12 protein-coding genes are annotated in these 14,423 nt (G+C 47.0%); 9 read left to right on the forward strand and 3 right to left on the reverse strand.

The window, feature by feature from the left end; genetic code table 11:
• Positions 1 to 41: 41 nt before the first annotated feature.
• The 4 genes from AC4IE7_RS10765 to cysC all read left to right on the forward strand — a co-directional run bounded on the left by AC4IE7_RS10765 (position 42) and on the right by cysC (position 4,929).
• Positions 42 to 1,823 carry an assimilatory sulfite reductase (NADPH) flavoprotein subunit gene (locus AC4IE7_RS10765; RefSeq protein WP_490776841.1) on the forward strand — a complete coding sequence of 594 codons (1,782 nt, stop codon included), beginning with the start codon at positions 42 to 44 and terminating at the stop codon, positions 1,821 to 1,823.
• Positions 1,823 to 3,511 carry an assimilatory sulfite reductase (NADPH) hemoprotein subunit gene (gene cysI, locus AC4IE7_RS10770; protein ID WP_490776842.1) on the forward strand — a complete coding sequence of 563 codons (1,689 nt, stop codon included), beginning with the start codon at positions 1,823 to 1,825 and terminating at the stop codon, positions 3,509 to 3,511. Before AC4IE7_RS10765 ends, cysI begins: the two co-directional genes overlap by 1 nt.
• Positions 3,498 to 4,220 (forward strand): phosphoadenylyl-sulfate reductase, encoded by a 723-nt coding sequence (locus AC4IE7_RS10775; protein WP_490776843.1) that lies wholly within the window; start codon positions 3,498 to 3,500, stop codon positions 4,218 to 4,220. Before cysI ends, AC4IE7_RS10775 begins: the two co-directional genes overlap by 14 nt.
• A gap of 82 nt (positions 4,221 to 4,302) precedes the next feature.
• Positions 4,303 to 4,929, forward strand: coding sequence for an adenylyl-sulfate kinase (gene cysC / locus AC4IE7_RS10780; RefSeq protein WP_490776844.1), 627 nt, complete (start codon positions 4,303 to 4,305; stop codon positions 4,927 to 4,929).
• Between the two features lie 133 nt (positions 4,930 to 5,062).
• On the opposite strand, the gene AC4IE7_RS10785 is transcribed toward cysC, so the two are convergent.
• A complete protein-coding gene (locus AC4IE7_RS10785; protein ID WP_490776845.1) occupies positions 5,063 to 5,422 on the reverse strand; it encodes a putative signal transducing protein in 360 nt (119 codons plus the stop codon).
• 483 nt (positions 5,423 to 5,905) lie between these two features.
• Between AC4IE7_RS10785 and AC4IE7_RS10790 the strand changes: the two genes are divergently transcribed.
• From AC4IE7_RS10790 to AC4IE7_RS10805, 4 genes are all read left to right on the forward strand, one after another.
• Complete coding sequence (locus AC4IE7_RS10790; RefSeq protein WP_490776846.1) at positions 5,906 to 7,759, forward strand: O-linked N-acetylglucosamine transferase, SPINDLY family protein; 1,854 nt, start codon at positions 5,906 to 5,908, stop codon at positions 7,757 to 7,759.
• Between the two features lie 73 nt (positions 7,760 to 7,832).
• Positions 7,833 to 9,293, forward strand: a complete 1,461-nt coding sequence (locus AC4IE7_RS10795; protein ID WP_490776847.1) for a pentapeptide repeat-containing protein — start codon at positions 7,833 to 7,835, stop codon at positions 9,291 to 9,293.
• Entirely contained in the window at positions 9,290 to 10,303 is a 1,014-nt protein-coding gene (locus AC4IE7_RS10800; protein WP_490776848.1) for an Ldh family oxidoreductase, read from the forward strand. The genes AC4IE7_RS10795 and AC4IE7_RS10800 overlap by 4 nt, the downstream gene beginning before the upstream one ends.
• A 15-nt stretch (positions 10,304 to 10,318) precedes the next feature.
• On the forward strand, positions 10,319 to 11,410 hold the full coding sequence (locus AC4IE7_RS10805; RefSeq protein WP_490776849.1) for a class I SAM-dependent methyltransferase: 1,092 nt from the start codon (positions 10,319 to 10,321) through the stop codon (positions 11,408 to 11,410).
• Here the strand turns inward: AC4IE7_RS10805 and AC4IE7_RS10810 are convergent.
• Together AC4IE7_RS10810 and AC4IE7_RS10815 are read right to left on the reverse strand one after the other, a co-directional pair.
• A complete protein-coding gene (locus AC4IE7_RS10810; RefSeq protein WP_490776850.1) occupies positions 11,407 to 12,108 on the reverse strand; it encodes a NeuD/PglB/VioB family sugar acetyltransferase in 702 nt (233 codons plus the stop codon). The genes AC4IE7_RS10805 and AC4IE7_RS10810 overlap by 4 nt on opposite strands.
• Positions 12,101 to 13,438: a phenylacetate--CoA ligase family protein gene (locus AC4IE7_RS10815; protein WP_490776851.1), complete on the reverse strand. Its 1,338-nt coding sequence runs from the start codon at positions 13,436 to 13,438 to the stop codon at positions 12,101 to 12,103. Before AC4IE7_RS10815 ends, AC4IE7_RS10810 begins: the two co-directional genes overlap by 8 nt.
• Before the next feature lie 197 nt (positions 13,439 to 13,635).
• Here AC4IE7_RS10815 and AC4IE7_RS10820 point away from each other — a divergent pair, with 197 nt between their 5' ends.
• Positions 13,636 to 14,421 (forward strand): class I SAM-dependent methyltransferase, encoded by a 786-nt coding sequence (locus AC4IE7_RS10820; RefSeq protein WP_490776852.1) that lies wholly within the window; start codon positions 13,636 to 13,638, stop codon positions 14,419 to 14,421.
• The last annotated feature ends 2 nt before the right edge of the window (positions 14,422 to 14,423 follow it).

Genomic DNA, 14,423 nt, shown 5'->3' on the forward strand with positions numbered 1-14,423 from the left:
ATTGCTACCCAATACCCGTAAATATTTTTGGAGTTTTCATTATGGAAGTCATCGCCAGAACCAAAGAGAGGTTTCCAGCTAATCCTCTGGATGATTTGCAGTTCAAAGGCCTGCAACAGGCGATTCAAAGCTTGAATAGTGAACAACTCGCCTGGGCAAGCGGTTATCTGGCCGGACTTGTTGCCTTGCAACCCACGGGTAATGAGGCTGCCAATGAATCTCCCGCTCTGACCATTCTTTATGCCACCCAAGGTGGTAACGCCCGCAGTGTGGCTGAATCCTTGGCGGAGCGTGCTCAGGATCAGGGATATGCTTTACGTTTGGTCTCTGCCGAAAACTACAGAGCCCGTGATCTGGCTAAAGAGCAACTTCTGATTGTGGTGATCAGCACTCAGGGTGAAGGAGAACCCCCGGAAAGTGCTTTTGAACTGTTTAAATATCTACGCAGCAAAAAAACAGCGCAACTCAAAAATCTTCGTTATGCCATTTTCGGACTCGGAGACTCCAGTTACGATCGTTTTTGTGAAGCGGCTAAAGAGCTGGATCATCTACTGAAAGCTCAGGATGCAAAAACACTGGTTAAGCGTATCGATGCCGATGTTGATTTCCAACATCATCTGATGCATTGGCAGACAGAGGTTTTGCAGTCAGTGGAGAAAGTTTTGCCATCAGATCAAGCCAAGATCATACCGATATTGCGGTCAACTACAGTTCGTCATGACCGTAACAATCCATATCAGGCTGAGCTACTTGAGCGGCGGCGTATCACTACTGAAGATGCTCTGACTGAGGTTCACCATCTGGCACTTGAGATCGACCCTGCTGTTATCCAATACCAGCCTGGTGATGCTTTAGGTCTGTTCTTCCGCAACGATCCAGCTCAGATCGAGGAGATCCTCTCTCTTACAGGTTTGGAAGGCTCTGCACAGGTCACTCTAGAGCAGCAAAATATATCACTCACTGAGGCCCTCACAGATAGGCTGGAACTCACTCAACTCCATCCCAATGTCGTAAAAAACTGGTCATCGATGGCTGATAACAGAGATTTAAATACCATCGCTGAGGATCAAACATCGCTGCGAGGTTTTGTTAGGAACCGCCAATTGATCGATCTGATAAGTGACTTTCCCACAGATCTGGATGAACAATCCCTGGTGAATCTATTACACACTCAACAACCACGCCTCTACTCCATCGCCTCCAGTCAGAACAGCATCGAGGAAGAGATCCATCTAACGGTTGCTGCGCTTCGTTACAAGAGTCACAACTGTGACCATCTGGGTGGTGCCTCCGGTTATCTGACCCAGCGAATTAAAGAGGGTGACCCCTTAGGTGTCTATGTCGTGAAGAACCCCAGCTTCAAACTCCCCCAGGCAACAGACAGACCGATCATCATGGTCGGCGCTGGAACCGGTATCGCGCCGTATAGAGCTTTTCTCCAAGAGCGTGAAGCACTAGGCAGCACGGGTAGGAACTGGTTGGTCCTTGGCAATCGCCATTTTCACCGTGACTTTCTCTACCAGACAGATTGGCTCAACTACAGAAAATCAGGTCTGCTGAATCGAATCAGCCTTGCTTTCTCAAGAGATGAGAGAGAGCGAACTTATGTTCAGGCCAGGCTCTATGAAGAGCGCGCTGAACTCTATCACTGGTTACAGGAGGGTGCCCATCTCTATGTCTGCGGTAGCCTTGAGATGGAAAAGGGAGTGCACCACTCCCTGATAGCCATTGCGCAGGATCAGGGCGGGCTAGATGAGGCGTCCGCTATCGAATATATCGAATCTCTGCGTGAGCAGGGACGCTACCAGAGAGACGTCTACTGATGGATATCAAAGTCAATCCTAATGAACTGATCAAAGCAAACAGTCGCTATCTTCGTGGCACCCTTGAACAGAGCATGGCGGATCAAGCAACGGGTGCACTATCTGCGGATGATGCACAAATCAGTAAATTTCATGGATTCTATGAGCAGGATGACAGGGATCAGCGGCAGTCACGTCAGCAACAGTTTCTCGAACCCTACTACAGTTTCATGTTACGGGCACGGCTTCCTGGCGGCGTATGCACACCGCAACAGTGGCTGACCATAGATGCTGTTGGTCGGGAACTGGGGAATGGCACTATCAGACTGACAACCCGTCAAACTTTCCAGTACCACGGCATACTGAAACGAAATCTGAAGCCTCTGATCAAGCGTATCAACCAAGCCATGATCGACTCCATTGGCGGCTGCGGTGATGTTAACCGCAACGTGCTCTGCAATCCCAACCCTGAGCACTCGGAGCTGCACCAGACAGTCCACGATTGGGCCAGACGCATCAGTGAACATCTACTGCCGAAAACACGTGCCTATCATGAAATCTGGCTCGATGGTGAACCAGTGGCCGGTGGCGAGTCCGAGCCTCTATATGGTGAAACCTACCTACCCCGTAAGTTCAAGACTGCGGTAGCAGTTCCACCCTATAACGATGTTGATGTCTACACCAACGACCTTGGGTTTGTTGCCATAGCAGAGGGAGGTCACTTGTCAGGTTTTAACGTCCTGGCTGGTGGTGGCATGGGGGCAACCCACGACGATCCAACAACATTCCCACGCCTGGCCGATGAGTTGGGATTCATCACACCTGAGCAAACTCTGGCTGTCGCCGAGGCGATAGTTGCTGTGCAGCGCGACTTTGGTGACCGGGTCAGTCGTCGTCATGCCCGACTCAAATACACCATTCAACGTATGGGCCTGGCATCCTTTATCGATGAAGTAGAGCAACGTGCCGGGGTTCAATTCAAGCCTTCCCATTCTGTCCAATTCACCAGCCAGGGCGACCGCTATGGTTGGGTAGCGGATAGTGAAAACCGTTGGCACTTGACCCTGTATATTGAGAATGGCCGCATTGCAGATACCCCCGAAGCCAATCTTATGAGCGGCCTGCGGGAAATCGCAGGTATTCACCAAGGTGATTTTCGCATTACACCAAGTCAGAACCTGATTATTGCGGGTGTATCTGCCCGTCAAAAACAGCATATAGAAAATATTGCCCGCGAGTATGGCTTGATCAGCAACGCCCAAACCCCAACCAGACTTGCAAGTTTAGCTTGTGTCGCTCTACCCACCTGCCCTCAAGCAATGGCTGAGGGAGAAAGATATTTTCCAAGGTTTCTGGATCGAATTGAAGAGATTGCCGCCCGTTATGGCATACAGCAGCAGGCAGTTGTGATGCGGATGACAGGCTGCCCCAATGGGTGCGCTCGTCCCTATGTGGCGGAAATCGGTCTCATTGGTAAGGGACCTGGGCGCTATAACCTGCAGCTGGGAGGTGATGGCAAGGGATTACGGCTCAATCGTCTGTTCAGAAAGAACCTGACTGAAAATGAGCTGCTCAAGATTATTGACGAACTGTTTCATCTCTATGCTGAGAAGAAATTAACCGATGAAGGTTTTGGCGACTTCAGCGTTCGATATGGCCTGGTCAAGCCAGTGATCAATCCTGCGGAGGACTATCATGACTCACCTTGAACAGATTACCTCCCATGAACCTCTGGACGAAGGGTATCTAAAGTACCTGAATCAACAGTTTGAAGCGTTGAGTGCTGAAAAGCGTATTGAGTGGGCTATTGCCAATTTGCCAGGCAATCACATCATGACCTCAAGCTTCGGTATTCAGGGCGCCCTGATGCTGCACCTGGTCAGCCGTATTGCGCCTGATATTCCCGTAGTGTTAGTCGATACCGGTTATCTGTTTCCTGAGACCTATGGCTTCATCGAACAACTGACCGATCGCTTGAAGCTGAACCTTAAAGTCTTTCGTGCAGAAAAATCACCTGCCTGGCAAGAGAGCCTCTACGGTCACCTCTGGGAGCAGGGTGTAGCGGGTATCGATCTCTACAACCGCATCAATAAAGTGGAACCACTGAAGCTTGCCTTGAAGTCACTTGAAGCCGGCAGTTGGTTTGCCGGATTACGACGTCAACAGTCCCAGAGTCGCTCTGCGTTACCTGTGGTGCGTATCCAGGATGGCCGCTACAAAGTCCACCCGGTAATCGACTGGAGCAATCGAGATGTCTATCGCTACCTGCAAAAACATGACTTGCCCTACCACCCTTTGTGGGAGAAAGGCTACGCCTCCGTAGGCGATGTACACACCAGCCAACCCCAGGCAGTAGGTATGCATGAGGAAGAGACTCGATTTTTCGGCCTGAAACGGGAATGTGGTATCCACGAGTAACCGGCTTAAAGCGTTGCTGAATATCGGGGACTGTCACAGTAAAAGAATCCAAGTTATTTAAATTAGTTAAGGAGTAATAATCATGAGTAGCAATATCGTATGGCACTCACATCAGGTCGACCAGCAGACACGATCAGAGCAAAAGTTTCAACGCCCATTGGTAATTTGGTTTACAGGTCTCAGTGCGTCGGGTAAATCGACTATCGCGGGTGCTCTGGAACAGATCCTCACCGGCCAGGGTTACCACACCTATCTACTCGATGGCGACAATGTTCGTCACGGCCTCTGCCGTGACCTTGGGTTCAGTGACCAAGATCGACAGGAGAACATTCGCCGGGTGGGCGAAGTGGCAAAGCTAATGACTGATGCCGGATTGATCACCCTGGCAGCCTTTATCTCGCCCTTTAGAGACGACCGTAGAGTGGTTCGAGAGATACTGCCCGATGCCCAATTTGTTGAAGTCTTTGTGGATGCTGATTTGCAGGTCTGCCAGGATCGTGACCCTAAGGGGCTCTATGCAAAAGCACAACGGGGTGAAATCAAACAATTCACCGGTATCGACAGTCCCTATGAAATACCGGAGAAACCTGAAGTGCATATTCATGCTGATAAAATTTCAGTTGCTGAGGCTGTTAATCAACTATTAGCCTATTTGCATGAAGTCGGCGCACTGCAGGCAGGTTATCAACCTGTAGCCTTAGAGGCATAGTCACTGTTGACCACTAACTCTATTCCAGAAAGAGTTGCAAAGCCCCTCTCCCCTGAGAGGGTGTAAAAAAATCGTAGGGTGCGGCCCTGCCGCACCATTAAGGGCTAAAAAAGGTACGATCTACCACCCTTATTCACTGCAAAGCCCAGATAATTGCAACCACCACTAACATAACCCCACCAAGATAGAGCATAAGATGAAGAAGTGCAGCATTCAGCTGAGCTCTTTTTTCACTCTCATCTGGCTCAATCTTCCTAAACGCCTCTAAATCTATTGGAGCCTTCACCTTGTAGTCCGGGTTATCAATCAGTTGCATTGCTTCGCCAAACTGCTCATCGACATATACCCAGAGGGTAGGTTGAAAACCAAATCGAGGAATTATCATTCTTGCTGTATTCTCACCTTGTACAACAGCAGGTATTCCGTTACTTTCCAAACGAGCTTTTAGCTCATTTAAATATTCTGAGTCATTACTGCGAGTTAACAGCTTCATATCTAAGGAGCCTCTGAAAAATTAGTACCCAGGAATTGTTCTCACTTTTTAAATTGAGTATTGCTCTCTTAAAAACAACATCTTATACAGCATCATGAAAAACAAAAAAACAGAACTGCTTTTGTGCTGATATCAAACGGTTGCTCGGTGTTCTACTGGGAATCTTTGGCATAGTTCTCATACAGAAGGGATTCTCATCATTTCGCACAATATTGTAAGGAGACGCTGGACAGGAACAAGAAGCAGCCATGGAGTCTTAGAAAGAGCTCTTCGCTTAAGCTGGCTCATTGACAGATGTCGCTTCAGGTGCTCTGATGGGAAAATGTCATTTGTCTGGTATATATCCGCAATCGATACAAGGTAATCAGATTTGGATTTCATATTGGATATGCGGCGTATCCTATTGTATTTTATAGTATTTATCTGTACACTATAAAATTAAAACACCTTCATCTCAATTTTATACAAAGTCTGACCAATAAGATGTCAATCAACCTCGCCGTTGCACAAAAGAAACTCAGTCAAGGCAAGTTGAGCGATGCTCAAAAACTCCTAACCCGAGCGTTGAAAAAAGAGCCTGAAAATTCAAAAGCACAATACCTGCTCGGTGAAACCCTGCTTCTGCAGGAGAAGATTGATGAGTCTATCCCCTACCTGATGAAGGCAGTCGCAAGTAAGCAGGTGGAGCCATGCTGGTTTGTGATGTGTGGCGTGGCGCTTGAGCGAGTGGGCCAATATGCCGATGCTGAAAAATCATACAATCTGGCAGAACAAGCCGGCTGCATTGATGACCGCATGTATTACATGATCGGTAACTTCCACACCAATATCACCAAAAACTACCAAAAGGCTGAAATCTACCTGGCCAAATTGATCTCAAACAAACCTGAAGCATCAGTGGCCTATTTGGCGCTCAGCAAACTCTATATAAAACAGGAGCGACATGAAGAAGCCATACAGGCACTGGATTGCTGTTTGCAGCAAAATCACGAAACACCAGAAGTCTATATCAATTTAGGCCATGCCTTGTCACACCAGGGCAGACAGGAAGAGGCACTCGCCTGCAACAAAAAGGCCATGGAACTGGACCCCGGCAATGCCGTCGCTATCCAAAACTATTTGGTACAACTGCTCTATATCAAAGACGACCAGGCAGAGATTTACCAGGAAGTACGGAAAATCACAGCGAAAATCAACAAGGGTGCGAAGACAAAATTCTCAGGTACGATTGACTGCGACAGTGAACGGAAATTAAAGATCGCATTTGTCTCTGCCGACTTACGTCATCACGCTATCGCTTACTATTTCAAACCAATTATTGAGCAGTTTGATAAGGGCAGATTCTCGCTATGTTTTTACTATAACAACTTCGTATATGACGAGACCACCAACGATATAAAGCAACATGCGGAACTGTGGCGTGAAACACCCCACTTGAATGATCAGCAACTTGCGAACCAGATAAGAGAAGACAAGATAGATATCCTGGTTGATCTCTCAAATCATACAGTCGGTAACAGATTAACAGCTTTCACTCTGCACCCCGCACCTATGCAGGTCTCATGGATGGGACTGCCTATAACCACAGGCCTGGACTGTATGGATTATGCACTGAAGGATCAGTTGATCGTTGAAAAATGCCATCTTGAAGAGAACGCTTCGGAGAAGATACTGGCTGTCGAAAACCTGACACTCTACAGTCCATTATCTGAGTTACCACCACTCAGCGAACCACCCTGCATAAAAAACGGATACATCACTTTCGGCTCTTTCAACGGATTGAGAAAAATAGACCGAAAAATAATGGGCACCTGGGCGAAAATCGTTCTCAAACTTCCTGATTCCCACATCAGAATGGTTATCGAAGACTATAATAGTGTCACCATGCGAGAACATATCTATGACATCTTTGGTGAATTTGGTGTCGACAAACATCGAGTCGAGCTAAAACCTAGCCTTGGCATGTCAGACTATATGGCATCTCATAGTGAGGTCGATATCGCTCTCGACCCCTATCCATATCATGGGCAAACAACCAGTTTCAACGCTTTGCTGATGGGATTACCCCTGGTCTCGCTTTGTGGTAAATCTGTTGCCAGTAATATCTCCAGACGCATTCTCACAGCAATTGGAAAGCAAGCCTGGCTGGCCGAAGAGATCGATCAATATATCGAAATTGCTCTGAATTTGGCTCAGGACAAAGAGAAGCTTATCTCAGTTAGGAAAACACTGCGCCAAGAGTTACAGGACTCTTACATAATGGACTATAAGAAACTCACTGGAGAGATAGAATCAGCTCTATTGGCTGGTTGGAACAATCTTTGCGCTAAAAAGTAAACCCAATAAAAACGAACAAAAAATAACGATCACCTCGACCACTGGTTTATCAATTTGGAGTACCTTGAAAACTATGAATATGTCAGAGAAAGTTGATTCAATCGAGGCGGCAATCCCAGAGAGAGACACTTTAAGTCGATTGCGCAGATGGGCCAATGCCAATGATCGAAGCGCTGCAGCAAATGAGGTCAGTGCCTACACCGAACAGCTGATTGAACGCACCGGACACGGAATGGTGCTACGAGAAGCCGACCTGCGCAACCTTAATCTGTCAGGCTTTAACTTACGCCTTGCAGTACTCAATCGTGCCGTATTGCATGGCACCAATCTGAGTAAAGCTGATCTCTCAGGCGCTTTAATGGTTTGTCCGGGAATGGAAAGAACCAATCTTAAAGGGGCTAATCTACAAGGCGTCTATATGCATGCCTTTGCCGCTCAGGTCTGCGATTTCACTGATGCTGATATGAGCAATCTCACTGATGCAACAGGCAGTCTTTTTCATGGCTGTTTCATGGGGAGTGTAAACTTTTCCGGTTCCACTATTGCCGGCACCAGCTTCTATCAATGCATAATGGATGGGGTCAGTTTTTCCCGATGCAACCTTCAGGGCTCTATGATCAATGAGTGCCACCTGAGTGGCGCAAACTTTGAAGAAGCGCAACTTTCCCAGCTGACAATTACAAAATGCAATCTACGTGGAGCAACATTGGAAAACGCCAGTGGAGAAGGGTTGGTTCTACAACGGCTGTTAGATGCAGAAGAGCTACGACTATCTCAAGCCAAATTACCTGGCCTGAGAATCAGCCATTCCACTTTATCAAATCTCAATGCAGCTCATTTGTCGGCACCTGAAGCGGATATCTCCAAATCAACCATGCCATCTGCCAACTTCACATCAGCCAATCTAGAGTATGCTCGATTGATTAATGTCAGTATTGAAAAGAGCAACTTCAGTAATGCAAAACTGGATGGCGCCTTAATTACCAACTGCTCAGCTAACAATGCTGATTTCAGCGGTGCGATGGGCGAAAACATTGCCGTTAGAGAATCCTCTTTTCAAAAAGCCAACATGAATCGCTTCTCTGCTCGCTGCGCCCATTTTCGTGACTGTAATCTTGCTTATGTATCACTCAACAAAGCCTACCTCTATCGGGCAATGATCACGGGAGATCCGCCAAAGTCGATGTCAATGATGGGCGCTGATCTTTCAAATTCCACCCTGGTTCAATCCTATATTGCAGGTGACTTAAGTGACGCCAACCTGAGCGATGCGCTCCTGGTCTACGCCCGTTTGAATCAGGCCGTTTTTAACAATGCCAATTTAACCGGAGCATCTCTGTTTGGTGCAAGTCTGGTTAAAAGTATCTTCGATGGTGCTCTACTGGACAATGTAGTCGGCCCTGCCTACAGCGATCGATGCAGTGGCCTGCAGGAGGCACTGGCAAAATCCAGTGATGAACAAAGCCAGCGCCTGAGCAAGTTTATCGATGGCTTAGAGTCTTTACTGACTGATCAGAGCCGTGGTTCAACGTGACAGAGGTTTCTCCAACCAAAAATAGAGTTGAGATCCCGCTCGCTGATGTAAAAAGCATCTGCTGGAATGCACTAAACGGCTTTATCTCACCCGTTTCGGCGGTTGATGAAGTGTTGTCGCAGTTACTGGATGCTGAACTCAGGGGTAAACAGAGCCATGGTCTTGTTCGTATTCCATGGTTAAAGATGAGATTGAAACGGATAGTTCACCAACCCGCGATCAAGCAAGAGATCTCACCCTGGTTTAGCCGTTTTGAATGTTCCAGCAGTATCGGTTATCTAGCCGCTCAGGAAGGGACTCTGGAGCTGCAGCGTATTCTGGCCGATCATCCCTTTGGCGTCTCTGTCTGCGCCAGTGCGTTTCCGACAGGAGTCATAGGACACTACTTAAGCAACTTGGCGAATTCCGGGTATATCGCCATCGGTGTTGCAACCTCCCCCGCACTTGTATCCCTCGCACCAGGAGAGAAACCTCTACTTGGAACCAATCCGATAGCACTCGCACTGCCTGCTTCTGAGAATAAACCTCTATTTATAGCCGATATCAGCCCAGCTCCTGCCACCTTCGGGCAACTACTCTCAATGCTATTCGGTAATGAAGGTGACCTGGAAGAACTAAGTGTTATTAACGGAGATGGCCAACATCCTTCAAAAGCAGGTGAAATGTTTGACGATCAGATACGCTTGGTCGGACAGATAGTTCAGCAATTTAATACCTCTGCACAACGTCGCTCTTACGCACTTACCATTGCCATCCAGCTTCTTACCATTCTTTTTGCAGGAGATTCTCCTCGGGGTGCTCTTGTGCTTGTGGCATTGGATCCAAATCGAATTCCGGGTTTGCACCTCACAGAAACGATCAGTTTTCTTGAAAAGCTGATACAGCGGGGAGCAATAGTTCCTGGTGCACACGGAGAAGCTCACTTAAACAAACAATATCAAAAAGGCACATTATCGCTTCCTGTACCCCTTTGGAATGCTATTGAGAGCTTGGCATCAGCAAGTCATTAAAAGCAGGATACAATCTTGAAAATTTTGATTTTCCCAGTCGACATGGATGCCTCTGAGGCTTTTATCTCAGTCACCCGCTCGCTGGATATACCACTACTTGGCGCCACATCGGTAGAGAAAACAACTCATCATCAAGGTATAGATCAGTTGATTCATCTACCCTACATCACCGAACCGGATTTTGACAAAATCTTTGCCGATACCTTAAAAACACAAGATATAACACATATCTATTCACCCCACCCCGGAGTCTGGACCTATCTGAAGCAGTTAAATGAAGAAAATATGGAGCACTATGCCTATCATTTGTGCCACCCCTCACCCTATCAGAATAATTGGTTCGAATATAAAGCCAGCTATGATTGGGCTAAACAGATCTCTGTCGATAGGTTCCTCGACGGTTTTGATACGGGTACAGGAACAGATCCACATCGTCGATTGACGATTAGTGAGTATGCAGGTCTTCATAAACAGTTTGTTCGAATAGCCGGTCAGTGTGATGAAAACAAACTCGCTGCTCTCACACAGATACTGCGCCTGACCCAAAAAGGGGATCTCGTTGAAATTGGCTCCCTCTATGGGCGTTCTGCTTTTGTCATTGCCTGGCTGTCAGATCGATACCGTATCGGAAACTTCATTACTATCGATCCTTGGTCTAATGAGGCACTTGAGAGCCAGGGAGAATCGGCAACTATTTTACATACTGATACAGAAACAATTGACTTTGAGCCTATTTTTAAAAGTTATCTCAGCAATATGTCACTACTCAATAACGTCGGGTATATTCGTGAAACATCCGACAGAGGAATTGAAAAATACCGCAACGCCATAGATCAAGGTAGCTTGTACAACTCTGAGTTCAATGAGATCACTGTTTCAGGGTCGATTGCCCTACTCCACATTGATGGTAATCACAGCTACTCTCATGTTCGTCAAGACATAGAACTTTGGGAACCCTATCTGGCCTCAGGTGGATGGCTACTACTGGATGACTACCTGTGGGCATTTGGAAGAGGTCCTCAGCAAGCCGGGGATGACTTGATAGGTAGGGGGAATTTCGATTTGGCCTTTGTCGCTAGCGATACACTTTTCCTAAGAAAGATTTAGTCAATTTCTGACTTGGTGAAAACAGGACCAAGCTGAGGATTAGACACGCTAGGATTATCCCGTATCACCTTTGCTGGAGATCCCACCGCCACGACATTGTCCGGTATATTTCGTGTAACCGTGGCACCCGCTCCAATGATGCTGTTTTTCCCCACTGAGACACACTCTATAATCTGGCATCCAATGCCTAAATAGGTCTCATCGCCACAAACAACATCACCGGCAACACGACTGCCTGGGCCGGCAAATATCGAACTACCCAGCTGGGCGCCATGACCAACCGTGACTTGCCAGTCCAAGGCAACAAAGTCATCAAGTAAAGCACCATGATTGACTGCATTCATCCCCATTAGCAAGACACCTGCACCAATTTTTGCATCTGCTGAGATATAACTTGAAGGATTTACTATGGCCGGACATTCAGCATGCTGTTGCAATAGTAGCTTACCATAGCGATTTCTAGCCACTGGATCGCCAATTCCAACAGCAAACAGATGATCATCAATAAACGATTTTTCTAACAATAGATCATCACCTCCGATGATAGGAAGTCCTTTCACAAATTCTGCCTTCAGGTTGGTTCGATCAATAAAACCAGCAACATCAAATCCCGCTAAGTGTGCAACCTCCAACATACAGCAAGCATGACCACCACTGCCGATGATCACCAACGGTTTTTCAGATTGGCTGCTATTCATCAAAACTCCTATTGCGGTTGTCGATTACGCGGCGAGCCTTGAACTTATTACTAGGGAAGCTACCAGGATTACATGTTTCAACCTTTACCCTGAGTCCGAGGTTGGTTTTAAGAAGTCGTTCGGCCTGATTATGAAATTGGGATCGATTTACAGATAGTTCAACCTCCGCTTCTACTCTGATCTCATCTAAAGCTCTACATTTCTCCAGAACGATCCTGAACTCAGTTCCCATTCCATCGATACTACGCAGGATATCTTCTACGTCTGAAGGGTAAAATTTGACTCCTCTTACAATGATCATATCATCCAGACGCCCAATGATTCCGTGGGGCAATCGTGGGTAGCTTCTTCCACATGAACAGGGCTCGTCTGTCATTAACGTTTCATCGCCAGGATAGTAGCGAATCATAGGCTGTGATCTACGCCATAGGTGCGTATAAACAACCGCACCTCTCTGGTTAAAGCCCAAGGATCGGTTTGGGTTTGCGGGATCAACCACTTCAGTGAAATCAATGTCCTGATAGACATGCATACCTGTGCGATCAGCGCACTCCATATTGGAACAAGGGTGTAACTCTGCCACATTACCAAAATCGATTGCGCTGATGCCAAACCCCTCTTCCAGTCGTTTTTTAACTGTAGGAATACTGCCCCCAGGTTCGCCGCCAAAGAAACCAAGGCGTAAACGACTGGACGAAAGTTCAACACCCATATCTTGAGCAGTCTCCAAGATATGCAGGCAATATGATGGTGTTCCGCAAAGCACTGTCGAGCCTACCTGTTGCAGCATCATAATCTGTCGCTCAGTATTCCCCCCCGCCATAGGCAGCACTTTGGCACCAATCTTTTCTGCAGCAGCCAACAGTCCCCAACCACCGACATAGAGACTCAATGGAAAGACAATTTGCACAATATCGCTGGCCCTCAGGCCTGCTGCCCAGCACTGTAAAGCCTGGGCTTCAGAAATCCCATCCCAGTCATCCCCTGATATAGCGAATAGTGTGGGCTGCCCAGTGGTACCAGAAGTACCTTGAATTCGCGATACTTCACTAAAATCCACTCCCAGGTAGTTACCAAAGGGAGGAAAATCCTGCTGGGATTGCCTGAGCATAGCCTTTGTAACAACGGGAACCTTACTGGTAAAGTCGTCTATAGTCTCAATATCACTCGGATGGACCCCATGCTCAGTGTAGAGCTGTCGGTAAAATGGGGTCTTCTCATAAGCATATTCCAATTGAAACTTGAGACGCTGTAATATCAACGCTTGTCGCTCTTCCGGTGGGCGTGTCTCCCTCTCCTTGTCCCAAAACTGTTCATCAGTAGAATGCATGATTGGTTAGTAGTTTACTGTTTACCTGGATATTGTCTGCCCCTTTTAAAGGGCTGCGAACACTAATCTGTTATAGGGGATATGTTACACTCAACCTTAGCATTGCTTTGGCATGCAGTATCTGCCCTCATGCATCCCAGAAAACGGTCTCAATCCTATCATTGAGGTTTGTTTCAGCTAATCCTAGTATATCAACAATGAACTGCCTCATCTGCAATACTTCAAGCCACTACTTCTTTACAAAACAGTTCGATTGTTTTGGCCTGGAAAACGTGGATTACCATCGTTGTCACCACTGTGGGAGTGTTTTCGCCAAAACCTTATTGGAACTAGCAGAAGAAGAATGGCAGACTCTGTGTAGTGATTATCACGGTAGCTATCGGGATAGTGGCAACAACCCTGACGACCCGAATTGGTTACAACGAATAAATCACCAGGGAGAGACGCTGCTGGCACTGACTGACTTAGGCATACTACCTGGAGATGAGAAATGGCTCGACTATGGCTGTGGCGAGGGTGAACTGGGTTCCTTACTTAGTGCAGCAGGTCTAAATGTTGATTGTTATGACCGCTATTGGAAAAAAACAACATATATTGATAGCTCTGATTTGATACCAGGTCGTTACCCACTTGTGATCAATACCTCCCTATTCGAGCATCTTCGTGACCGAGATACTATGGACGCAATCATTAACCTAATATCCCATGACGGCGTCTTTGCCCTGCATACCCTGGTACGGGGTGAAATCCCTAAAAATCCCGACTGGTTCTATCTGCTACCAGTACATACAATTTTTTTTACAAACAAAGCCATGGAAATACTATTTAGCAAATGGGGATTCAAGTGCTCTCTCTATGCCGTAGATGCCAGATTATGGTTGTGGTTCCGTCAACCCCTAGCCACTATGTTAAAGAGGGTTCCTGAAATGGATAAACCAAAACAGTGGCGCATCAGTGAGGGGTTTATGGCTTACTGGCCGTAATC

This window comes from Candidatus Thiodiazotropha sp. AKAK3 (assembly GCF_058244645.1).